At 70.5% G+C, this 21,549-nt stretch carries 14 protein-coding genes and 1 pseudogene; 11 read left to right on the forward strand and 4 right to left on the reverse strand.

Going from position 1 to position 21,549, the window contains the following annotated elements:
* Positions 1-420: 420 nt before the first annotated feature.
* Positions 421-1,623, reverse strand: coding sequence for an NsdA family TPR-like regulatory protein (locus ABEB00_RS25485; RefSeq protein ID WP_486389433.1), 1,203 nt, complete (start codon positions 1,621-1,623; stop codon positions 421-423).
* A gap of 108 nt (positions 1,624-1,731) precedes the next feature.
* Between ABEB00_RS25485 and ABEB00_RS25495 the strand changes: the two genes are divergently transcribed.
* The 3 genes from ABEB00_RS25495 to ABEB00_RS25505 all read left to right on the forward strand — a co-directional run bounded on the left by ABEB00_RS25495 (position 1,732) and on the right by ABEB00_RS25505 (position 3,415).
* Positions 1,732-2,073, forward strand: a complete 342-nt coding sequence (locus ABEB00_RS25495; protein WP_345622539.1) for a hypothetical protein — start codon at positions 1,732-1,734, stop codon at positions 2,071-2,073.
* Entirely contained in the window at positions 2,066-2,353 is a 288-nt protein-coding gene (locus ABEB00_RS25500) for a DUF7848 domain-containing protein (RefSeq protein WP_345622540.1), read from the forward strand. Before ABEB00_RS25495 ends, ABEB00_RS25500 begins: the two co-directional genes overlap by 8 nt.
* Positions 2,354-2,962: 609 nt before the next feature.
* Entirely contained in the window at positions 2,963-3,415 is a 453-nt protein-coding gene (locus ABEB00_RS25505; RefSeq protein WP_345622541.1) for an SUKH-3 domain-containing protein, read from the forward strand.
* A gap of 60 nt (positions 3,416-3,475) precedes the next feature.
* Here ABEB00_RS25505 and ABEB00_RS25510 read toward each other — a convergent pair.
* Both ABEB00_RS25510 and ABEB00_RS25515 read right to left on the reverse strand, forming a co-directional pair.
* Positions 3,476-4,083, reverse strand: a pseudogene (locus tag ABEB00_RS25510) (site-specific integrase); the annotation flags it as partial.
* Between the two features lie 45 nt (positions 4,084-4,128).
* The gene (locus tag ABEB00_RS25515; protein ID WP_345622542.1) at positions 4,129-4,527 is read right to left on the reverse strand and encodes a hypothetical protein; all 399 of its coding nucleotides are present in this window, start codon (positions 4,525-4,527) and stop codon (positions 4,129-4,131) included.
* 408 nt (positions 4,528-4,935) lie between these two features.
* Here ABEB00_RS25515 and ABEB00_RS25520 point away from each other — a divergent pair, with 408 nt between their 5' ends.
* The 4 genes from ABEB00_RS25520 to ABEB00_RS25535 all read left to right on the forward strand — a co-directional run bounded on the left by ABEB00_RS25520 (position 4,936) and on the right by ABEB00_RS25535 (position 9,557).
* Entirely contained in the window at positions 4,936-6,009 is a 1,074-nt protein-coding gene (locus ABEB00_RS25520; RefSeq protein WP_345622544.1) for a glycoside hydrolase family 43 protein, read from the forward strand.
* A 20-nt stretch (positions 6,010-6,029) separates the two neighbouring features.
* Entirely contained in the window at positions 6,030-7,112 is a 1,083-nt protein-coding gene (locus ABEB00_RS25525; RefSeq protein WP_345622545.1) for a rhamnogalacturonan acetylesterase, read from the forward strand.
* Between the two features lie 208 nt (positions 7,113-7,320).
* Positions 7,321-9,039, forward strand: coding sequence for a PHP domain-containing protein (locus ABEB00_RS25530; protein WP_345622546.1), 1,719 nt, complete (start codon positions 7,321-7,323; stop codon positions 9,037-9,039).
* The gene (locus tag ABEB00_RS25535) at positions 9,036-9,557 is read left to right on the forward strand and encodes a hypothetical protein (protein WP_345622548.1); all 522 of its coding nucleotides are present in this window, start codon (positions 9,036-9,038) and stop codon (positions 9,555-9,557) included. The genes ABEB00_RS25530 and ABEB00_RS25535 overlap by 4 nt, the downstream gene beginning before the upstream one ends.
* A 61-nt stretch (positions 9,558-9,618) precedes the next feature.
* Here ABEB00_RS25535 and ABEB00_RS25540 read toward each other — a convergent pair whose 3' ends face one another.
* Positions 9,619-10,872: an FAD-binding protein gene (locus tag ABEB00_RS25540; RefSeq protein WP_345622549.1), complete on the reverse strand. Its 1,254-nt coding sequence runs from the start codon at positions 10,870-10,872 to the stop codon at positions 9,619-9,621.
* 146 nt (positions 10,873-11,018) lie between these two features.
* Here ABEB00_RS25540 and ABEB00_RS25545 point away from each other — a divergent pair, with 146 nt between their 5' ends.
* The 4 genes from ABEB00_RS25545 (at position 11,019) to ABEB00_RS25560 (ending at position 21,505) form a co-directional block, all read left to right on the forward strand.
* On the forward strand, positions 11,019-12,338 hold the full coding sequence (locus tag ABEB00_RS25545) for a radical SAM protein (protein ID WP_345622551.1): 1,320 nt from the start codon (positions 11,019-11,021) through the stop codon (positions 12,336-12,338).
* Positions 12,339-12,508: 170 nt separating this feature from the next.
* Positions 12,509-13,354, forward strand: a complete 846-nt coding sequence (locus ABEB00_RS25550) for an alpha/beta hydrolase (protein WP_345622552.1) — start codon at positions 12,509-12,511, stop codon at positions 13,352-13,354.
* A complete protein-coding gene (locus ABEB00_RS25555; RefSeq protein ID WP_345622553.1) occupies positions 13,335-16,406 on the forward strand; it encodes a caspase family protein in 3,072 nt (1,023 codons plus the stop codon). Before ABEB00_RS25550 ends, ABEB00_RS25555 begins: the two co-directional genes overlap by 20 nt.
* A 41-nt stretch (positions 16,407-16,447) precedes the next feature.
* Entirely contained in the window at positions 16,448-21,505 is a 5,058-nt protein-coding gene (locus tag ABEB00_RS25560) for a hypothetical protein (protein WP_345622554.1), read from the forward strand.
* Positions 21,506-21,549 lie beyond the last annotated feature (44 nt).

The raw sequence follows: 21,549 nt of genomic DNA on the forward strand, positions 1-21,549 counted from the left end.
CGCTCCGGCCCTGCGGGGCCGCCGCCCGCTCCTGTCTACCGCCCCGCTGGCGACGGCCCCGCCGGTCCGGGCGCGCAACAGACAGCACAGCGAACCACCTGGGGCGCTGCCCCAGACCCCGGCCCTCTCTCTGAGGGGCAGGGGGCCCGTGTGCGGGTGCGGCATCGTCGTGGTGTGGGTCGTGGGTCGCCGGAGGGGCTCCTCGCCGCCCGGTCACCGGAGGCGTACCAGGAACCCCCGGGGCCCGCCAAGGCCGAGCGCACGCGTCACGATGTGAGCCTTGGCGGCCCCCGGGGAACCCTGGCACGGCGAAGCTGCCCGACCGACGAGGGACCCCTCCCGCTCAGGCCGGCTTCTTGCTGGATGCCTCGGCGCCAGCCAGTGTGCGGTCCCTTCCGTGCCGTGGTGCACCAAGGGCGGTCAGGACACCAGTAGCTCGGCGACTTCGGGCACATCTCGAAAGGCCCTCAGGCGGTCCAGCACGATCCGCGTGCGCTCTGCCGTGCGTTCGCTGCCGCTCTGCCCAAGAGCGAGCATGCGGCTCGTCGTCTCGGCGGCTGCCTCGGGCTCGTTGGCGTCGGCGTAGGCCACGGCCAGCCACGAGAGATACAAAGCCAACTCCCTGGAGTGGCTGGCATCGTAGCGTTCGAGCACGTCCGTCAGCAGCGGCACGGCACGCAGCGGGCGTCTCAGCTCGGTGTAGACGCGGGCCTCCATGACCTGCAATTCCCCGGCGTTCATCCAGTACAGGTATGACGGCGATTCGGTGCCGGCCGAGTCCTTGGCCAAGGCCTCGGTCGCTTCTCCCAGTGCGGCCATCGCCGGTCGGTCCTGCCCGGCACGGGTATGCGCCCAAGCCACCCGGTCCAGGTACAGCGCACGAGCCTTCGGCGGGGCGTCCAGACCGGCGTCCTCCAGTGCGGCGCGGGCCAGCCCGACCGCGTCGGCAGTCCGCCCGGTGTTGCTCCACTGGTAGGCCAGCGAGCCCGCAACGTTCCCGGACAGTACGCCGTCCCCGGCGGCCCGTGCGGCACTCATGCCGAGCCGGTAGATACGCTCCGCCTCGGCATGCTCTCCCGCGTCGGAAGCGACCCACCCGGCGATCTGTGCCAACTCGCTAATAGTCCGCAGCAGTTCGCGGCCGACCTCTTCGGTATGCACTCCCTCGCGGTAGAGCTTTACCGCCGCTCGCAGCTCGCGCAGGGCGGGTCCGATCAGGTCCTTGCCGTACACCACGTCGTCGGCCAGCCGCAGGCCGTGGACCCGCTGGGCCAGGTCGGCCACCTGCCCGGCCCCGATCCGACGGCCCGAACGGGCGGTCAGTGGGGACAGCGGGTCGCCCTCGGGCAGGAAGTCGGCCACGGACCGTACGTGCGCAGCGCACTCGACAGGCGCAGCAGCCTTCGCCGCTTCCAGCATCTCGCGCGGGACCTGAAGCACCCGCGCGAGGAACGGCAGCCACTCGCGTGGGGACCGCTTCCCGATCTCCCAGCGGGACACGTCATTTCGTGTCGGAGGAACACGCCCAGGCGCAGCCTCAGCCAGCGCCTCGGCGAGCCGCCCCTGACTCCACCCTCGCGCCAGACGCAGCCGCCTGACCAGTTCCCCGATCGTCTCTCGCACCCAACCAGCTTGGCAGACAGCAAGGCAGACACGCTGGCTACTCCCAAAGGCTCACACCAGCGAAACCATGATCAATAGTCCCGAGGCGAGTCGAGGAGAGGGAACAGGATGGCCGAGCGAGCGACACAAGAGCCCGGAGGCATCACGGCGCAGGGGCCGCGACTGCTGCCGTGGACCACCGAGGGCGGAAATCCCTGTTACCTGAGCACCGACGGCCAGGGCTACCTCACCAACCTCGCCGACAACATCGAAGCCATACAGCTGGGCATGGGTGAGGACCTGCTGGGATACGCCCGAGACGTCATGGCCCCTGACGCGAAGACTTTGTCGGCGACCGAATACCACTGGCTGGCCCGCCGGCTGACCGAAGCCCTCTCCGACGCGCTCAGGGTCGCCGACTCGCGCGGTCAGCGCCTCACCGACCCGGAAGAGGTGACCGAGGATGCCTGACTCCGCGAACACCGACGCACAGTCCCGCAGCGCCACACGAGGGCGCTACCGATTCCGCGAGTACCACGTGACCACCGTCCCCGACCCCCTGGCTCTGCCGGCCTTCACGGCGGTCTGCGTCACCGGCGAGGAAAGCAACTGCGGTGCCACATCCGGCGCCCTGCACACTCCGGACGAGTTGACGCACTGGATCGCCGAACACTGCGCCACCACCGGCCATGGGCTGTATGAGCAGACCGTCCGAGCCATACTCCGTGCCGAGCCCGGAGCGTGGCAGTAAAGTCCCCCTGCGTCGTCACCGTGCCAGCGGCAGCACCACCGTGCGCCCCGCGCTCCTGACGGCAGTAGCGACGGCAGCAACCACGGATTCCCCCGCACAACCACGGACACTAGCGGAACCCGAAACCACCGCTGATCTGCGAATATACAGATAGAGGGGGGTCGCGTAGCACACGTACTATGTGCTGGCGGGCGCCACTTCGGTTCTGGTTCACAATTGCGGCGACGCTGAACTTCAGAGTGAGCTGACCCAGCTTGGCAAAGCTCGGATCGAAGAGGTCAAGGGCAGCCTTTCCGAAGGTGAAATCCTGCCGGGCGCGTTCAGCGTAGGGCGTGACCGAAACACCGGAATGACCTACTACGACGAGAGTGGACCCGCCACTGGGCACCACGCCGGTGTGACCTCCCGGCTACCTGGGGAATCCCAGCTTCCCAACGGTCGCCCGCCAGGCGTGTGCGCCGGAGCGCGAATGTGCACTAACGCCCTAAATGATGGAGCGTCGTTGCAGGACTTGGATATCATCACCCTCAACCAGAAAGGAAAGAAGTTCAAGATGTGCCCCAACTGTCAAGTATGGGTGCCGGGCGCGGTCAGGAGTGTACTCACCGGATGAGCGGGTTCAACGGCACTTCCCGGCGGCAGAGATTGCATGATGCCTTCCCTGGCGCAACCCGAGTAGACCTGGGGGCAGCCTCTATCGATCAGGTGTCCAGGCGCTACGAAGAGGCTGGCTATGACGTAGGGGTAGAGTTGCGCGGATTTCTCGAAGAGTATCGAGAGTTCTCCATTTCGTGGATCTATCGCGAAATGGAAGTGGGTGTGCAAATTGACGCAGAAGAAGCCCTTTCTTTCTATCCCGGTAATATTCGCATATATTCTCAGAGGGTGGGGCGCCCTCTGGTCCCCGTTGGTTCTGCGTTCGCCTCCGAAGAAGTGGTATTGATCGCGAGCGATGGAGACGTGTTTCTCGCTGGGGATGCCGGAATGCAGTATGTCGGGAACGGTTTTATGCAATCCATGCAAGCCCTGATTTCTGGAAATTGGGACAAGACCTTCTTCTGAAGGGTGCAGTCTCTGCTTGTGTGTGCTGGGGGCTTCTGACGGCAGTAGTTGACGGCAACGTCAGCGGATGGGAGCTGCACAGAGCGGTGGTTCGCTGCGATCGTCGGGCTGGCTGATGGCGTCTTCAGAGTGCTGGAGGGCGCGGCCGAGGAGGTCGATGGCGTTGCGCTGGAGTCGGAGTCGGAGTCGGACGTGGGCGTAGACGGTGGCGGTGACGCCGATGTGGGTGTGGCCGAGGAGTTCCTTGATCACGACGAGTTCGACGCCTTGTTTCCAGGAGGGGAGTGGCGGTGGAGTGTCGTAGGTCGTGGAAGCGGAAGCGCCGGAGCCCTGCCCGGTCGAGGAGGGCGCGGAAGTTGCGATTGAGGTTCGCGAGATCGATCGGCCCTCCCGTCCGTGTGGTGAAGACGGGTGCGCTGGAGGGTACGTCGGATGCTGGCAGTGCCCTTCTGGAGGTCGAGGTCTTCCCACTGGAGGCCGAGGAGTTCGCCCTTGCGGAGTCCGGTGCGGAGGGCGAGTTCGTACAGCACGAACAGTCGGTCATAGCGGACGGCAGCGAGGAACTGTCGGGCTTCATCTGCACTGGCAGGTGGTGCGGAGTCTGTCGAGGAAGGTGCGGACGTCCTTGGCGGTGAGCCGTGCGGCGCGACGTTGCGGAGAAGTGGCTCCGGCCAGTGCGAAATCGGCGAAGTCACCCGGTTCTGGCGTCGCCGTCAGTTCCGCAACCGGTGTCGCATCTGCGTCAGGCGGCGGTCGAAGCGCAGGTGGAACCAGGTCATCCAGGCCATGAACACGACCGCGAAGGCCAGCATCCAGCCGCCCGCGGTGACCGAGCCGGCGGTGAACCACAGGATGGCCGTGCCGAAGGAGGTGATGGTCAGAATCGGGAACGCCCACCAGCGGTTGCGCCGCAGCCGCCGCTGACGGGAGTCGACCAGGGCCGCCATCTCCCGTCGTCGCGCCGGGTCCTCGGGCGGGGCCTCGCCCTTGAGGATCTGCCGTTCCATGCCGGGTACGTCCTCCGGTTCGGTGCCCGAGGCGGTCGCCTCCTTGCGGCGCAGGCGCTGGACCAGCCAGGGAACCCACGCTGCCATCGCCAGGGCGCCGAACACGGCTGACGGCCACCCCGAGAGTCCGTCGACGGCGAAGCGAGCTACGATGCCGCCGGCCAGTACGAACAGGGCGATGGCCCACAGGCTGTCCCGCCGACGCCGCTTCGGACGGTTCGGACGGTTCGGACGACCCGGACGACTCGGATGGCCGTCGTATCGCTCACCGCTTCCCATGCCCGCCCCTTCTCCGTACCGGCCCGGCCTCATATGGCCGACCGACCGACCGGATACCCGCCCCGGTGGCGTGAATGCGGGACGGATCGTCAACCAGGCCATCAGGGACGGGAATTGGACCTACGCCGCCCGACCCGTTGACCTTCTCCCGGCGCCCTCATACCTTGTCGGCGTTCGTCAGGTCAGATGTTGTTCGTCATATCGAACGTCACCTCATCGAGAGGGTCTCCCCACATGAGCCGCGCCGACGACCGACCCGACGCCCCCAGCCGCCGCCTGCTGCTGAAGGGCGCCGCCGCCGCAAGCGCCCTGACCGCCGCCCCCGTCGTACTCGGCACCGCCGCCCAGGCGGCTCCGGCCCGGCCGGCCGGCCCCTATCCGAACCCGCTCGTCCGCAACCGCGCCGACCCGCACATCCGGCGCCACACCGACGGCTTCTCCTACTTCACGGCGACCGTCCCGGAGTACGACCGGATCGTCCTGCGCCGCTCGCGCACCCTGGGCGGCCTCGCGACCGCCGCCGAGTCGGTGCTCTGGCGCAAGCACGCCACCGGCGACATGGGCGCGCACATCTGGGCGCCGGAGCTGCACCACATCGACGGCAAGTGGTACGTCTACTTCGCCGCCGCGCCCGCCGAACGCGTCTGGGACATCCGCATCTGGGTGCTGGAGAACGCCCACCCGGACCCCTTCCGGGGGACCTGGACGGAAAAGGGGCAGCTCAGGACCGCCTGGGAGACGTTCTCCCTGGACGCCACCACCTTCACCCACCGCGGCGGCCGCTACCTCGCCTGGGCGCAGTACGAGCCCGGCATGGACCACAACACCGCCCTGTGGCTGTCCCGGATGGCCGGCCCCTGGACCCTGACCGGACCGCAGATCCGGCTCTCCACGCCCGAGTACGCCTGGGAGTGCGTCGGTTACAAGGTCAACGAGGGCCCGGCGGTGATCGTCCGCAACGGGCGGGTCTTCCTCACGTACTCCGCCGCCGCCACCGACGCCAACTACTGCATGGGCCTGCTGACCGCCGACGCGGACGCCGACCTGATGGACCCCGCCTCCTGGTCCAAGTCGCCCACGCCCGTCTTCACCAGCGACGACACCACCGGGCAGTACGGCCCCGGCCACAACAGCTTCACCGTCGCCGAGGACGGCCGCACCGACGTGCTCGTCTACCACGCCCGGCAGTACAAGGAGATCGACGGCGACCCGTTGCACGACCCCAACCGCCACACCCGCGTGCAGCGGCTGGGCTGGAAGCGGGACGGCACCCCGGACTTCGGGGTCCCGGTCGCGGACACGGTGTGAGGAGGGGACAGTTGATGCTCATGGGCCCCTTGAGCCGCACGGGACGACGAGTGGCGTCCGTCGCGCTGGCGGCGGCCGGCGTTCTCGTCGCCGGCGCGGGGACGGCCGTACCCGCGCCGGCCGCGCCCCTCCACCCCCATGAGCGGCAGCGCTCCTGGGGCCTGGCCGACTGCACCGCCGCCACCTGCCACTTCGACGTGCCCCCGGGCACGTACGACGTACGGGTGGTGCTCGGCGGCGACGCGGCCTCCCGGACCGCGATCGGCGGCGAGACCCGGCGGGCCCTGCTGCCGGAGACGGCCGCGGGGTCGGGGGAGCGGGTCGTCCGGTCCTTCACCGTCGATGTGCGCACCCCGGAGGGCGAGCCCACCGGCGCCGACGGCACCCCGGGTCTCGACCTGGCCGTCGGCGGTGCCGCGCCCGCCCTCGCCGGCATCCGCGTCACCCCCGCCCGGCACGCCCGGCAGATCCTGCTGATCGGCGACTCCACCGTCTGCGACCAGCCCGTCGACCCGTACACCGGCTGGGGCCAGCGGCTGCCCCGGTACCTGCGCCGAGGGGTCTCCGTCGCCAATCACGCCGACTCCGGCGAGAGCACGGTCAGCTACCTCGCCGACCAGCGCCTGTGGGGCACCGTGCGGCCGCTGATCCGCCCCGGCGACCTGGTGCTGGTCCAGCTCGCCCACAACGACAAGACGACGGACGCCGATACTTACCGGTCCAACCTCCAAGCGCTGGTGCGGGGCGTGCGGGCCCAGGGCGGCCGGCCCGTCCTGGTCACGCCGATCGTGCGCCGCTGGTTCAACGCCGACGGCACCCTGGACAACGACACCGCCCTGCTCGTCAACGGCCTCGGCGTCGACCACCCGGCCGTCGTCCGCTCGGTCGCCACCGACGCGCGCGTCCCGCTGATCGACCTCACCGCGCGGACGAAGGCGCTGGTGGAGTCCCTGGGAGTGGAGGGCTCCAAGGCGCTCTACCTCACCGACGACAAGCGCGACAACACGCACACCTCCGCGTACGGGGCCGACGTCTACGCGGGCCTCGTACGGGACGCGCTCGCCGCCCGCGACCTGCTGCCCGCCCGGTACCTCCGCCCGTGACACCGGGCTCGCGGACAGCAGGTCCGCGGACAGCGGGCTCGCGGACAGCAGGCTCGCGGACAGCGGCCGTGTCGGATACGTCCGGCGCTCACCCCCAAGTCGTACAAGATTCACCTTCCCCGACGATTCTCCTCGGGCGGCCCCCGTTCCCCCCACGGGCCGGCCGCCACACAGCCGCGCCAGACGGCGGCCATCCACGAGGAGCGACATGGGTCACGGGCACGCGCACGGGCACGGCCATCACCACCACGACCATGACCACGGTCACCCGCACGACCACGAGACGGCGCCGCTGCCGGCCGCGTTCGACACGACCGTTCCCGACGCGGCCCTCAGCCCCGAGCAGCAGTCCCGCCGCACGCTGCTGCGCCGGGCGGGCCTGCTCGGCGCCGGTCTGGCCGCGAGCAGCGTGCTGGCCGGTGCGGCGTCCGCGCCCGCGTTCGCCGGGTCGAACTCCGGCAGCCGCCGGGGCAAGGGCTTCCTCTGGCTGGCCGGCGACCACCACATCCACACGCAGTACAGCAGCGACGGCAAGTACCGCGTCATCGACCAGGTCCGCCAGGGCGCCCGGCACGGCATGGATTGGCTGGTCATCACCGACCACGGCAGCGGCACGCACGCCAAGATCGGTGTGGAGAAGGTCAACCCGGACATCAGGGAAGCGCGTTCGGCGTACGAGGACACCCTCGTCTTCCAGGGCCTGGAGTGGAACATCCCGGCCGCCGAGCACGGCACCGTCTTCGTCCACCCGGGCAAGAACGAGGTCTCCGTCCTCAAGCAGTTCGAGACCGGTTACGACGGTGCCGTCAAGGCCGCCACCGGCTCCTCGCCCGCCAACGAGGCGCTCGCCATCTCGGGCCTCGCCTTCCTGTCCGACCAGGTCAAGCGGCGCAAGGTCAAGGACGCCCTGATGCTCGCCAACCACCCGGCGCGCAAGGGCATCGACTCCCCGCACGAGATCCGCGCCTGGCGCGACGCCACCCCGTCGAGCCACCGCATCGCGGTCGGCTTCGAGGGCGCCCCCGGCCACCAGGCCGGCGGCCTGCCGGGGCCCCTCGGCCCGGGGGGCGCCCGCGGCATCTACGACAACAGCCCCGGCAGCGACTCCTTCGCCGCCTACCCGCTGGAGAGCTACCGCACCTGGGGCGGCTTCGACTGGATGACCGCCACCGTCGGCGGCCTCTGGGACAGCCTCCTCGCCGAGGGCAAGCCCTGGTGGATCACCGCCAACTCCGACTCCCACCAGATCTACGGCGACACCGCGGCCCGCGGCGGCGGCGACTTCAACGCCAACGGCCGGTACGACGACCCGGTCTACGGCGGCTCGATCGACATCACCGAGAACGACTTCTGGCCCGGCTACTACAGCCGCACCCACGTCGGCGCCGAGGACTTCTCGTACGCGGCCGTCATGGACGGCATCCGGGCCGGCCGGGTCTGGGTCGACCACGGCCAGCTCCTCTCCGGCCTCGACGTCCGGGTCTCCGGCGGCAGCCGCTGGGCCACCCTCGGCGGCGCCCTCCAGGTCAAGAAGGGCACCCGGGTCACCCTCAGCGTGGACGTGGCGACGGCCGGCGGCCCCAACTGGGCCGGCTTCCAGCCCACCCTGGCCCGCGTCGACGTCATCCAGGGCGACGTCACCGGCGAGGTCAAGGACAAGGACACCTTCACCGCGCCCAGCGCCAAGGTCGTCAAGTCCTACGAGGTGAACAAGAACGCCGGCACGGTCACCCTCACCTACGACCTCGGCCGCGTCGACCGCCCCGTCTACCTCCGCCTGCGCGGCACCGACGGCAACCGCTCCGCGGTGGGCGCCCGGGGCGCGGCCGTCGACCCGGCGGGCCCGGCCATCGACGTCGTCGGCGACGCCGACCCGTGGAAGGACCTGTGGTTCTACTCCAACCCGGTCTGGGTCCTGCCCTCATGACCCCACCGCCGTACGCCCTCCGTATCGACACCGACGTGACGACGCTGCGCGCGGCCGACCACCTGCTGCGCGGCCTCGCCGCCGGGCTCGGCCTGCCCGGGGACACGTTCGGCTGCACCCACCTGGTGTCGGAGGGCGGCCGGCGGCGGGTGGCACTGTCCCTGGCGGCCTCGTCCCGCGCGGTGCTCGACACCGCGCGCGACCGGCTCACCGCCCAGGGCCGCACGGTGACGGACGGCGTCTGGGACGAGGCCGGGCGGGCGGTGCTCTTTCCGGGCGCCGCCCGGCTGACCGGCACGCTGACGGTCGCGGAGGTGCTGGAGCGCTCGGCGATCGAACGGGTCCGCGTCCTCGGCACACCCGACGCGCCCGGCCCCGGCACGCGCCTGAACACCCGGGAGTTCGTCCGCCCGCGGTGGGAGGACGGCGAACTGGTGCTCGCCGCGATGCCCGCCGCCGGCTCCACCCTGGTCCCGTTCGAGGACCCGGCCCCGACACCCTGCTGCGCGGATCACTGAGGTTGTCGTACACAGGGCGCGGCTCCGGCTCCCCGGGGCCGCGCCCCCGCCCCGGTGCCGGTCATCCGTTGAGCACGTCCCGGACGAACGCGTTGGTGAACTTCCCCTCCGGGTCCAGCTCTCCCACCAGCGCCCGGAAGTCCCCGAGCCGCGGGTACAGCTCACGCAAGGTCGGTGCCGGTGTCGTGAACACCTTCCCCCAGTGCGGCCGGGCCGCGAATCCGGCCAGCGCCTCCTCCACCCGGCGCACCACCGGCAGCACCGCCGCCGTGTCCTCGACCCAGGTGAAGTGCACCGCCACCGTGTCCCGCCCGTACGACGGGCTCAGCCACTGCGCGTCGGCGGCGACCGTGCGCACCTCGCAGGTCTGCAGCACCGGCGCCACCGTCGCCCGTATCGCGTCCAGCGCGTGCAGCGCGTCGAGGGCGTGCTCGCGCGCCATCAGGTACTCCGACTGGAGCTCCACCCCGCTGCTGGGCATGAAGTCGGCCCGGAAGTGCGGCAGCCGCTCGTGCCAGGGCCCCGGCACCCCGAACTGCTCCGTGCAGTTCACCGCCGGCATGCCCGGCACCGGATGCATCTTCACCTTGGCCGGGACGGCCCACGGGAAGCCGGGCAGCGGCCGGCCGGCGCGGTGCTTGAGCCACACCTGCCGGAAACCGGGGTCCCGCCAGTCGGTGAACAGGCTCACGCTGTACGCCGCCGAGAGCACCGTCTCCAGCGTCTCGGCGTCCAGCCCGGCGAGCGGCAGCTCGGTGAAGACATGCTGCTCCACCTCGTAGGCCGGCTCCAGGTCCAGGGTGAGCGAGGTCACCACGCCGAGGGCGCCGAGGGAGGTGACCGCCCCGCCGAACCGCTCGTCGTCCCGGCCGAGCGTCAGGACCGTACCGTCGGCCGTGACCAGTTCCACCTCGCGCACGGCCGAGGCGAGCGAGCCGTTGGTCACTCCCGAGCCGTGGGTGCCGGTCGCCACCGACCCGGCGACCGAGATGTGGGGGAGGGAGGCCATGTTCGGCAGGGCCAGACCGTGGCCGTGCAGGGCGCGGGCCAGCTCCGCGTACCGGACGCCGCCGCCCACCCGTACCGTCCGGGCCGCCGGGTCCACGTCGACGGCGGCCGGCAGCGCCGCCAGCGACAGCAGGGTGCCCCCGGGGCCCGGCTCGGCGATCTCGTTGAAGGAGTGCCCGCTGCCCAGCACCCGCACCAGGGTGCGCTCCGCCACCAGCCGCCGGAGCGCGTCGAGCGTCTCCGGCCGGTGCAGCTCATCGGCGGTGTAGGTGATGTTCCCGGCCCAGTTGGTCACGGTTTCGGTCATCGGACAGGCCCTTCCTGTGCTGTGCGGGGACCAGGAGTCCCCCGCCCGGAAACCTACCTGGCGCGGTGGAGGGGGCCCCGGGCGGGAAGACGCGCGGGCGGGGGCATACCGTGAGAAGTCGAACGCGAGCCGGGAGGAGAACAGGGATGGGCAGCCGTACCGCGCTGGTCGAGGATCTGATGGAGCGCTTCCCGCAGGTGCCGCGGGAAGCGGTCTTCAAGGAGGACCTGCTGCGCGGCGGGGTGGCCTTCGACCCCTCCGCGCTCAGTGACAACGAGGACGGCGAGGTCAAGCCGAAGTCCTACTTCATCTTCTCCTTCGACCACGGCACCCTGCCGGAGCTGGGCGAGGCCGCGCTGCGCCGCCCGCCCGAGGAGATCATCCTCACCGGCGGCCCCTACGACCTGCGGCGCACGGTCGTCTCGGTCCGGGTCAACCCGTCCTCGCCCTACCGGGTCGCCGCCGACGAGCACGGCGTCCTCGGCCTCTACCTCGACGGCAGGCGGATCTCCGACGTCGGTGTGCCGCCCATGCCGGAGTACTACCGGCACAAGCTCTCCAACGGGAAGTCGGTCATGGAGGTGGCCCCGACCATCCAGTGGGGCTACCTGATCTACCTGACCGCGTTCCGCGTCTGCCAGTACTTCGGCGCCAAGGAGGAGTGCCAGTACTGCGACATCAACCACAACTGGCGCCAGCACAAGGCGGCGGGCCGGCCCTACACGGGCGTCAAGGACGTCGACGAGGTCCTGGAGGCGCTGGAGATCATCGACAAGTACGACACCGCCAAGATCTCCACCGCGTACACGCTCACCGGCGGCGCGATCACGTCGAAGGTCCAGGGGCTGGACGAGGCGGACTTCTACGGCCGCTACGCCAAGGCCATCGAGGAGCACTTCCCGGGCCGCTGGATCGGCAAGGTCGTCGCCCAGGCGCTGCCGAAGCCCGACGTCCAGCGGTTCAAGGACTACGGCGTGCAGATCTACCACCCCAACTTCGAGGTGTGGGACGAGTACCTGTTCAAGATGTACTGCCCCGGCAAGGAGCGGTACGTCGGCCGCGACGAGTGGCACCGGCGCATCCTGGACTCCACCGAGGTCTTCGGCGCGCGCAATGTGATCCCGAACTTCGTCGCGGGCGTGGAGATGGCCGAGCCCTTCGGCTTCAAGACGGTCGACGAGGCCATCGACTCCACCACCGAGGGCCTGCGCTTCTTCATGTCGCACGGCATCACGCCCCGGTTCACCACCTGGTGCCCCGAGCCCACCACCCCGCTGGGCAAGACCAACCCCGACGGCGCCCCGCTGGAGTACCACATCCGGCTGCTCCAGGCGTACCGCCAGACCATGGAGGACTTCGGTCTCTCCTCACCCCCCGGCTACGGCCCGCCCGGCGCCGGCAACGCGGTCTTCTCCGTCAGCTCCTTCATGGACAGCCTGCCGGCGGACACGCCCGTGGAGGTGTGAGAGGCCGGTGCCGCGGCCGGTTGCCCGGGGCTGCCCCGCGTTCCCCCGCTGAGCGGCGCCGCCCCGAAGGCTGGTGAAGCGCTGAAACCCCTCCCTGTGGCGAGGGCCGCGGGTACCCTGCTGCTGCCGTCGTGCGCGCAGGGGCGCCGGCTAGTGCGAGGGGGACAGACATGGCGAAGATCGTGATGTGCCATGGGGTCGGCTACACCTACAAGCACCGGGAAGGCATGCACTCCGACTGGTACCGGGCCCTGCGTTCCGGACTGGTCGACACCGGCCTGCCCCCCGTGCCGGACGCCGACGTGGCGGCCGTCTACTACGGCAACTGCTTCCGGACCGCCGGGGCCAAGGGAGCGGAGGTCATCACCGACGAACTCGCGGCAGTCCCGAACTACGGGCCGATGGACCTCGACACGGAACTCGAACTCGAACTTCTGCGCGCCTTCGCGGAGAACACCGAACGCGAGGACGCCGGTGCCAAGGGCGCGGTCCAGAGCCTCCTGCGGCGCCTGGAACGCAGCCGGCTGCTCGGCGATGTCCCGGCCAAGGCGATCATCTGGATGATCAAACAGGTCCATCGGTACCTGACCGAAGAGCCCCTGCGCGATGCCGTGCTCGCCCGCTGGGAGGGCGTCGTGACCCCGGAGACCCGCGTGGTCGTGGGGCATTCACTGGGCAGCGTGGTGGCCTACGACGCCCTGTGCGCTCACCCGGAATGGAAGATCGACACCCTGATCACCCTGGGGTCCCCACTGGGTCTGGGGGCCGTCTCGTCCCGTCTGCGGCCGCCCCTGGTACCCGGTGAAGAGGCGCGGTGGCCGGGGGTGCGGCGCTGGGTCAACATCGCCGCGCTGGAGGATCCGGTCGCCCTCATCAAGGAACTCGCCCCGCTTTTCGGCAAGGACATCCAGGACAAGCCGGTACGCAACGGCCGCTTCGCCGTGCACTCGGTGAACCGCTATCTCACCACCGAGGAAGCCGCGAAGGGGATCGCGGATGGCCTCGGCAGCCACTGACAGCGAGGACGCATCGCGCAGGCTCGGTGTCGTAGCGGGCACCGAGCACTACGGCGCCGGTCTGCGGGACCTCTCCCACGTGCCCCGGGAGGTGGCGCTGGTCCGCAGCGTCCTCGGCGACATGGGCATGGACATCCAGGACGGCCTTGCTCTCGATCCCAGCGCCGACGATCTACGCCGCGTCCTGAGCCGGGCCATGGACGACGGGACCAGAACGCCTCACGACACCGTGGTCTTCTACTACTCCGGGCACGGCTACACCACCAACACCGGCGGTTACCGGCTGGCCACCTTCCGGGGCAGTTACGGAACCAGCGACGACTTCGCCACCAGCATCTCGGCCCACGAGCTGGCGGAAATAGTGAACGAGCCCGGCCCGGCCCAGGTGGTCGTGGTGGTGGACGCCTGCGAGTCCGGCGCGGCCGGGGACGCCTTCCGGCACCTGCAGGACATGATCACCGCGTTGCGCGGCAAGGGGCCCGACGTCTACCTCATCACGGCCGCCGACCGTATCGAGGAGGCCCACCAGATGGCCTTCGCGGACGCCTTCGCCGCGGCCCTGAGGACACCGGGCGTACCGACGGGCATGCGCTACATCGAGGCCACCGCACTCTGCCGGGACATCAACTACCGGATGAGGATGCGGGGAGCCGGACAGACCGCCCAGTGCGCACCCTCGCCCGCGGCCGCGCACCGGGCTCTGCGGGCCTTCCCCAACCCCCAGTACGCCAGGCAGCGGCCGCAGCACCTCCCCGAGGCCGCCGAAGGTTCCGGTTGGGCCTTCTGCGGCCGTAAACGGGCAGCGCACGAACTGGTCCAGCACGTCAGCGGTGTCGACCCGGACCCACGGCCGATCGTGGTGACGGGCCCTGCGGGGTGGGGCAAGTCCACCCTCCTGGCATGGCTGGCCACAGCGTCGGACGGGCAGCCGCTGCCGACCGCCGACGGCCCCGCGGCGGAGCGAGTCCCCGAGGGCTGTGCGGTCCTCGTGCAGGCCCGCGGCCAACCGTGGCAGAGCGTCCTGCGGGACATCGGCAACGAGCTGGGGGTGTCCTACCGGGGCCCCGAGCCGTTCTTCCGCGCCCTGGCGGACCTGCCGACCCTCACCGGCGTACTCATCGACTCCGTGAACCGCGTAGGCGCCCTGGACACCGACGAGAACGACCCGACGGTCGTCCAGACCTTCGTGGAGCAGGTCCTCGTGCCGCTGAGCCAGGTGGACACCGTGCGCCTGGTCGTCGCGGCCGAGGCGCCCCTGGGCGCCATCGACATGCGGGAGATACCGCTCGCCGATGCGGAATACTTCGAACCGGCCGATCTCGACATGCTGGTACGCGGTGTTCTCACCGGCCGTAGCGGATCGCTGCACCGGCATGCACCGGGGCATGCGCTCGACCGAATGGCCGCAGGCGTGCGTGAGCGGTCCGAGGGGTCGTTCCTCCGGGCCTACCTCTTCGCCGTCGATCTGACAGGACGCGAGCCAACAGAAGACGAGGCCGCGGTGCAGTCCTCCATGGTGGACGTGTTCCAACAACAGCTCACCCGAGTGAAGCGGGACGACCCGACCTGGGCGCGGGACCTCCTGACGCCGCTGGCACTGGCCCTCGGCCCGGGCATGCCCGACTTCCCGCTCTGGATGGACATCGTGCACCGGCTCTCGGGCCGGGAAGTCGACCATGCGGGACTCGAACACCTGCTCCGGGTCGCGGGTGAGTACATCGCGGACTCACCGGCCGGACCGGGCCGGGCCGGATGGCAACTGCGCCGGGACGAGTTCGCCTCCTCGCTCGCGCAGCGGCACGACCTCACCGAGGCGCACGCGGCCTTCACCGAGGCACTGCTGAGCACTCTGGGCCTGGGCGAGGACCGCAGACCGCGGTGGAACACGGCTGACGAGTACGCCCGGCGCAACTTCGCCGAGCACGCTCAACGCGCCGGGGTGCTGGACGGATTCCTCCTCGATCCCGACTTCCTGTTCTCCGTCGACCCGCTGCGTCTGAGACGGGCGCTCACCCTGTCGGGCACCCCGCGCGCCCGCGACGTGCGCAACGTGCTCGACCTGATCCACGACCGGGACCGGAGCGACGGCTGCGACCTGGCCCGCCTGCAGTTCCTGGCACTGGCCCACGACCAGACCGAGCTGGCCCGCAACGCCGCTCAGGCCAACGGAAAGTGGACGAGCGCCTGGCTGCACCGGGCGCCGGCCGACGAGGTCACCGTGGTGCCCGGCGTCCGCGGCGGGGGCTACGTCGTGGTGGGCACCCAGGACGGCGGGGCACTCGTCGGCGAACGGAACAGAACGGGCCTGCGCGAGTTGCAGTCCGCCGACGACCCGGTCTCCGCGTCGGGGGCGGGTCTGTGGAACGGCCGGCCGCTGGCGGCCCTGGGTACCTGGAGCGGGCGTCTCACCCTGCACGAACTCGACACCGGCAGACACCATTCCCTGGAGGACGCCGTCCCGGACTTCCACCGGGTGGTCACCTGCGAGGTGGGCGAGCACGGCCTGCTGGTGGCCACGGCACATGCCTGGAGACGCTACGGGACGGCCGGCGGCGACGAACGGCACGTCGATACGGACGGGCTGGTGCTGGCCTCCGCGGCCACCGCCACCGTGGCCGGAGAACACCGGACAGTGGGCTGCTCCTCGGGCCGGGTGGCGGTCTGGGAGGCCGACGGACGTCTCTCCCACACCTTCCGGACGCCGCAGTCGCGCGCGCTCACCCGGATCGTGGCGCACGAGGACCGCATCTACACGGCAAGCGACGACGGCACCGTCTGCGCCAGCTCCCTCGACGGGACGGACCAGCGCGTCGTCGCCCGGCACGCGGACCAGCCGGTGACCTCCATGAGGGTCCTGCGGACGGCCAAGGGCACGTCGCTGCTCACCACCGGGCTCGACGGCACCTTGCGGGTCGCCGCCCTGGAGCGGCACCGGCAAGGGGAGCCGGCTGTTCCGGTGGACGTGGGCCTCGGCATCAAGGCGGCGGACCTGGAGGACGAGGCCACGCTGATCGTCTGCACGAATCACGGGACAGCACGTATCAGGCTCTGACGGTCGCCGGCCGAGCCGTATCAGCTCAGGGGGATGTCAGCTTGCAAGGAAGCGGCAGGACACAGCTCACCACGGATCAGGACGCCTACCGGACGACGTTGGCGCTGCACGCGCTCGCGGTGCTCACCCGGCGACCGGGCGGCTCGCCCGCCGAAGCGGTCCGGCTCGTACGCGCACTGACGGACGGCACGTCGCGGTTGTCCGCGGCCGCACCGGTCCCGATGGATTCGCTCCGCTACGCGGCGCCCAGAGAACAGATGAGCGGTGCGGGGGCGCTGATCGCCGAGGACATGACGCCGGGATCCATGGGCCTGCTCGCCCACCTGGCCGCCCTGCGGGAAGCCGGTCTGGTCGAAGGTCTGTATGAATTCGTGACGCGAGCGGAGGATCTCCACCCCGCCGACGGACCACCGTCCCGCATACCCCTCCCCGCGACGCCGGCGCCCCGCGGCACGGTGCACACCCTGCTGCGGCCCTCGGGGAGCTGGTCGGTGATCGCGGCCGTCACCGCCGAGTTCTCAGCCCGTGCCACGACGCCGCCGGGAGCCGCCGCCACCGGGCAGCCGGTCACCGAACCGGCCGCCTCCTGGTCTCCGCTGAGCGACGGTTTCCGCACCGAGGCGGAGCTCGCGACGGCCCAGGCCCGTCAACTCGCCAAGGTGCGCGGACGGCCCCAGCCACCGGCGGTGTCCGTCACCTTCGCCTGCCCGGACATCCTCTTCCCCTCCGCGGTCCAGGACGGGGTGAGCGCGGCGGCGGTCGCTCTCACCTACCTCGCCCAAGAGGCGGAGCTGCCCAGCCCGGCCGAGAAGAACGTCTTCGTCATGGCGGGCATCGCACCCGACGGCCGGTGGACCGCGGCGCCGGACAGCCGGCAGCTCTGGGAGACGGCCCGCGCCGGCGGTCTGGCGATCCTCAGCCGAAGCGCCGAAGGATGGGTCCTGAAGGGCCAGGGAGCACCGAGGACATCCACCGACCACTCCCTGAACGGGGCGGCCGAACTCCTGTGGGAGGACGAGTGGGACGCCACCCGGGACCGGTGGCACACCGAGGTTCTGCGGGAGCAGGGCTGGCGCGTCCTCTACACCACTCCCGGCCCCGGTGCCGCGCAGGACGTCTCGACCTGGCAGCGGAATCCCGAGGAGCCGCCGCTGGCCGAGGCCGACCAGGCCGGCGCCCTGCAGACGCAATACCTTCTCCAGCCCAGACTGGGGATGGTGCTCGGGGGGCCGCCGAACAGCGGCAAGACGGTGATCGCCCGGCAGCTCACCGCCAAACTCGAGGGGCGCCGGTGGAACGTCCTGACCCTCGCCCCCATCGACCGGCAACTGCCCGTCCAAGGGGATCTGCCGGGTCTCGTCCGGTCGGCGATGCACCTGCACGGCATCACGCCGGGAGCGAAGACCCTGGTCGTGATCGAGGATCTGCACCCCTTGACCCGCGGCAACCTCGGCCGTGCCGTCTCCTCACTCGTCAGTGAACTCGAAGTCGGCGTCCTGGCCCTCGCCAGGTTCGCCGAGAACTCCCACGTCGAGTGGGACTCCACCGATGTGTCACCGATGACCGCCGTGGTGGGCCAGACCGAAGTGGCGGACCTGGCCGCGCGGATGATCGAGCAGCACCCGGACACCTACGGCAGGGCCGCCCAGGTGCTGCCGCAACTCCAGGAGGAAGCCCGAGGAGACCTGTGGCTCCTGAGCCGTTTCATGCGCGACGCGGCGGTGACACCCGCGGCGGGGCGCCCGGCGGACACGGCTTCCTGGGGCACGACCGAGATCCTCGCGGCCGCGAGCCCGGCGGACCGCACCGGTCTCCGGCTGGTCGCCGCGGTCTCCCGCCTCGGCGAGGGGGTGCCGGAGGACTACCTTCCGGCCAGCACTCGCGACCTGCTCGCCACCGTCGGCGTACGCGCCTTGCGGGGACTGATCCAGATCCCCAGCCGCCAGTACGCGCGGACCCTGCTCCGGGCCGTCGTCCCGGCCCCGGAGGCCGGGGCGGGGGCCGGGACGGGGGCCGGCACCGAACTGGAGCACCTGCTGGAGACGGCGGAAGCCTACTTGCTGAGGCTTCTTGAGGAGAACCGGGTCCGCCCTCTCATCGGCCTGCTCCAGATGTGCCGCGCCTACGACCCGATCCTGCTGGGCAGACTGCTGTCCGGGACGGCCGCCCGGGACGCTCTGGCGCAGTGGACGACCGTCGGTGACGTGGCGGCGGCGGCCGTCGTCCTGACGATCTGTGACCGCTACCTCGGCGTGGACTGGGTGGTGCCCAGGCTCCCCGCGCTCATGACGCGGGTGCTCGCGTCGGCGTGCCTCCCCGTTCGCGGACTCTCGTCGGTGCTGCGGCTCATGTCCTACTACCAGCACCAGTTGCGCCACACCGACGAGTTCGAGGCGTTCATGCTGTGGCTGGCGAAACCGGGCGAGGGCCTCGACGCGGTGATGCGCGGACCAGCCCGCATCGCCGACCGCTACCACCTGGCACGCCGCGTCTTCCGGCTCGACCACGAGAGTTCCCCCGGGCTGCTCCTCGCGCTCATGGACACACTCGTCCGGGACGTCCGCCCCGACGTGGTCGAAGACCTGGTGCACGTGCGCAAGCTCGACGTGCTGTTGCAGCGCTGCCATCGCCGAGTCGTGCTGCCCGGCAAGGAGCGGAGCCGCTGCCCCCTGGAGAAATACGCGGAGGTCCAGGATCTGCTGGAGCACCGCCCGCCGGGCGACGCGAGCTTCGGAGTGGTGATCGGCTGGATGTCCCTGCAGCTCCACTTCAACGAGAAGAAGATCGACTGGGACCATTTCATCAGCTCCCACGAGCTGGGCGTCCGCGCGGCGCTCGGCCGGGCGACCGCCGCCGAGCTGAGCCTGGTTCTGAGCGACCTCGCCCAGAACCACCGCGGCTTCTGCACCCGGCTCCTGCACAAGATCCGCATGGCGGAGCCGCTCCGTGCCATCCTGCGCGAAGCCGCGCCCACCGGAGCCGCTCATCTCATCTCGGTCCTCGCCAACATTCACAGCGTCACCGTCCAGTACCTGCTCTATCGCGAGGCCGGCGGTGCGTTCGAGGTGGACGCCACGCTCGCGCGGGCTCTGGCCGGGCGGGTGCTGAAGCTCAAGGACGGCAAGGGGGCCGGCCTGTTGCTGTCCGCCACCCACCGGGTCGATGAGCTGTACTGCCACACCGGCCGCACCTTCGCCGGTGAGCTGGCGGCCCAGCTCGGAGAGTCGTTCGCCCTCGAACTCCTGGGCAGGGAGCGCCGTCCGTCGATCCTCTACTACTTCCTGCGAGGACTCTGGGAGGCGGAGGCGGCATACCGGCAGAAGGCCGAAGGCAGCGCGTTCCGGCTGATCGTCGAGTCGATCGGCTCCCCCTACCGGGTGCACCGGCCGTGGGCGGCACGGCTGGCACTTCTGCTGTGCGAGGACGACTACTTCGGCGAGGAACTGCTGACCAGACTCTCCGAGGCGATCGATCCCGCTCTGCTGGCGCAGCGGATGACCGAACGGGGCCTGCGGGCGGAGAGCCTCACTTATCTGCACCGGCTCGCGCAGGCGGTGCATCCCGACATCCCGAGGCGCTATCGGGCCAGATTCGACATGGAGCATCTGCTCGCCTCCCTCGTCCCCGCCTCGGCCGACTCGGTGGCCCTGCGTCTGCGGGTCACCGCTTCCACCCTGCGGATGAGCGGTGAGGAGAGCGCGAACGCCAGGCTGCTGGCGACGTTCAAGGAACACGACCCCTCCTGGAACTGGCCGGAGGAGATTCGCAAGGCCGGTACCACCGCGGCACTCGTGCAGTCCCTGGACCATGTGCGCAAGCTCGATCCGATGCTCGCGACCAGTGTCGTCCATGCCCTCGACGAAGTGGGTGAGGAACAGCAGTCCAGCTTCCTGATGGATGCGGTGCTGCGGTCCGCCTTGTTCCCGGAACAACTCGCCGGTCTGCTGCGAGCGGTGGATGTGATCCAGCCCGGGGCCGGAACGCGGCTGCTGACCGCTCTGCGCACCCGCAGGGGGTGGGACGACTTCACCGAGGAATTCCAGTACGAACAGGACCCCGGCAACCAGGGCAGGCTCGGCAGGCAACTGGCCAGGTTCGGCCTGCTCCCCAGGCAGGGCAACGTGAGTTGGATGAAGGCCCTTGTGCATGACAAGTGGCTGCGGATCGTCCAGAATCTCGCCAGTCCCCGCGCTGTCTGCGAGCTGTTGAAACTGACGTACATCTGGGACGAGCAGTGGGGGCACCAGATCGCGGCCAGTGTCGACGGGGGGCGGCTCCTGAGCCGTGTCGACCGCAGGAGCACCGCCGATCTGAGGGAGGTCCCCGGCCTCCTGCACATTCTGGCGCTGGCCGGCCGGCGCGAGTTGGCCCAGGAACTCATCGACCGGATGACGGCGGTGGAACCCGACGTCCTCGCCCGGAGCCTGGGCATCAGGGGTGCCTCCCAACTGCTGCGGCGACTGCACGTGCTGAGCCGGGGCGACGTCGACCGATTCGGGGCCGCCACCGCCCGCCTTCTCGAATCGGTCATGGAACGTCACCTGGTCGTCGCCCCGGACGACCACTGGGCGTCCATCGGCTGGGCGGCCCAGGCCCTTCGCGAGGTGGGCCTGGAACAGCTCCTCCCGACCAGGGAGCCGAACGTGGCGGTCAACGTGGCCTACGGGGCCGAAGTGAGCTGGGCGGCCACTTGGCTGCCGGAGTCGCCGTGGAGGACGGCCGCTCTGGAGGCGGCTCTCCCCGCCTTCAAACGGTCGGTCCGCACCTGGCGACAGTCCGAGCACACGGCCATGGCGCTGATCGCGAGCGCCCGAGCCGGTCTCATCCAGGACCTGGCCGACAACGAGACCTACTGGAGCCTGATCGCCGAGGCGTCCCCGGGGGTGCTGACTCTGGCCTACCGTTGCGCGCCGGACGACGAGACCCTGACCGGGTTCCTGCGGAGTCTGACACCCGCCGTGGACAAGCGGCTGCGGTCGCCGGTGCATCACATCGACCCGTGGCTGACGGAACTGCGTACCCTGCTGCGCGGGCTGAGCGGCCCGGGACAGCAACGGCCGGCCCTGTTCGCCCCGGGAGGGCCGCTGGCTCCGCGCTGAGTGCCGCTCGCAGGGCGGGAATCGGGGCCGTGAGCGGGACTCTG

This window comes from Streptomyces ziwulingensis (genome assembly GCF_039542605.1).
GTDB classification, from domain to species: Bacteria; Actinomycetota; Actinomycetes; order Streptomycetales; family Streptomycetaceae; genus Streptomyces; species Streptomyces ziwulingensis.

Coding starts and splice junctions, on each gene's coding strand:
- ABEB00_RS25495 (WP_345622539.1), top strand. CDS start 1,732: ATGGCCGAGCGAGCGACACAAGAGCCCGGAGGCATCACGGCGCAGGGG.
- ABEB00_RS25500 (WP_345622540.1), top strand. CDS start 2,066: ATGCCTGACTCCGCGAACACCGACGCACAGTCCCGCAGCGCCACACGA.
- ABEB00_RS25505 (WP_345622541.1), top strand. CDS start 2,963: ATGAGCGGGTTCAACGGCACTTCCCGGCGGCAGAGATTGCATGATGCC.
- ABEB00_RS25520 (WP_345622544.1), top strand. CDS start 4,936: ATGAGCCGCGCCGACGACCGACCCGACGCCCCCAGCCGCCGCCTGCTG.
- ABEB00_RS25525 (WP_345622545.1), top strand. CDS start 6,030: ATGGGCCCCTTGAGCCGCACGGGACGACGAGTGGCGTCCGTCGCGCTG.
- ABEB00_RS25530 (WP_345622546.1), top strand. CDS start 7,321: ATGGGTCACGGGCACGCGCACGGGCACGGCCATCACCACCACGACCAT.
- ABEB00_RS25535 (WP_345622548.1), top strand. CDS start 9,036: ATGACCCCACCGCCGTACGCCCTCCGTATCGACACCGACGTGACGACG.
- ABEB00_RS25540 (WP_345622549.1), bottom strand. CDS start 10,872: ATGACCGAAACCGTGACCAACTGGGCCGGGAACATCACCTACACCGCC.
- ABEB00_RS25545 (WP_345622551.1), top strand. CDS start 11,019: ATGGGCAGCCGTACCGCGCTGGTCGAGGATCTGATGGAGCGCTTCCCG.
- ABEB00_RS25550 (WP_345622552.1), top strand. CDS start 12,509: ATGGCGAAGATCGTGATGTGCCATGGGGTCGGCTACACCTACAAGCAC.
- ABEB00_RS25555 (WP_345622553.1), top strand. CDS start 13,335: ATGGCCTCGGCAGCCACTGACAGCGAGGACGCATCGCGCAGGCTCGGT.